This is a genomic window from Cellulomonas bogoriensis 69B4 = DSM 16987, assembly GCF_000767165.1.
GTDB classification, from domain to species: domain Bacteria; phylum Actinomycetota; class Actinomycetes; order Actinomycetales; family Cellulomonadaceae; genus Actinotalea; species Actinotalea bogoriensis.
In genome coordinates, this window is the sequence record NZ_AXCZ01000353.1 from 1 (window position 1) to 1,042 (window position 1,042).

At 73.5% G+C, this 1,042-nt stretch carries 1 protein-coding gene; it reads left to right on the plus strand.

All coding sequences use genetic code 11. From position 1 onward, the window contains the following. The coding region (locus N869_RS15345) for a 2-oxo acid dehydrogenase subunit E2 (RefSeq protein WP_035063119.1) at positions 1-1,042 on the plus strand (1,042 nt) is incomplete at both ends.

The following is a 1,042-nucleotide window of genomic DNA, read 5'->3' on the forward strand; positions in this document are numbered from 1 at the left end:
GCGGGCACCCTGACCGAGATCCTGGTCCAGGAGGACGAGACCGCCGAGGTCGGGACCACGTTGGCGCGCATCGGCTCGCCCGGGTCCGGGGGCGGGGGCAGCCAGCCGGAGCAGGCCGGGTCGGAGCAGGGTCAGGCGGAGGCTGAGCAGGCCGCGCCAGAGCAGGCCGAGCAGCCCTCCCAGGGTTCCACGGGCCAGGCCCAGGCCCGTGAGCAGCAGCAGGCGGGCTCGGACCACAGCGGGCCCGACCCGGTCCAGGAGACGACGTCCACCGAGGCGTCGGCCACGTCCACCGGCGGGCAGGCCAAGGCGAGCCAGCCGGCCCCGACCGGCGGTGGCTACCTCACTCCCCTGGTCCGCAAGCTCGCGGCCGAGAAGGGCGTCGACCTGGCCTCGGTGACGGGCACGGGGGTCGGGGGCCGGATCCGCAAGGAGGACGTGCTGGAGGCCGCAGAGCGTGCGGCGAAGGAGCGGGCCGAGAAGGAGCGGGCGCAGAGCCAACCCTCGAGCAGCCCGTCCGCCACCCCGGCGCGGAGCAGCGCCCCGGCGGTCTCCCCGCTGCGCGGGACCACCGAGAAGGCGAGCCGGCTGCGGCAGATCATCGCCGACCGGATGGTCGACGCCCTGCACAGCATGGCCCAGCTCACGACCGTGGTCGAGGTCGACGTCACCCGGGTGGCGCGGCTGCGGGCCCGCGCGAAGGAGGACTTCCGTGCTCGCGAGGGTGTGAACCTGACGTTCCTGCCGTTCTTCGTGCTGGCCGCGACCGAGGCCCTCAAGGCCCACCCCAAGGTCAACGGCGTGCTCGAGGGCAAGGAGATCACCTACCACGGCCACGAGAACGTCGGGATCGCGGTCGACACCGAGCGCGGCCTGGTGGTGCCGGTGATCCGGGACGCGGGCGACCTCAACCTCGCCGGGATCGCGCGCAAGATCAGCGACCTCGCGACGCGCACCCGTGACAACAAGGCCACCCCGGACGACCTCAGCGGCGCGACCTTCACCGTCACCAACACGGGTTCGGGCGGTGCACTGTTCGACA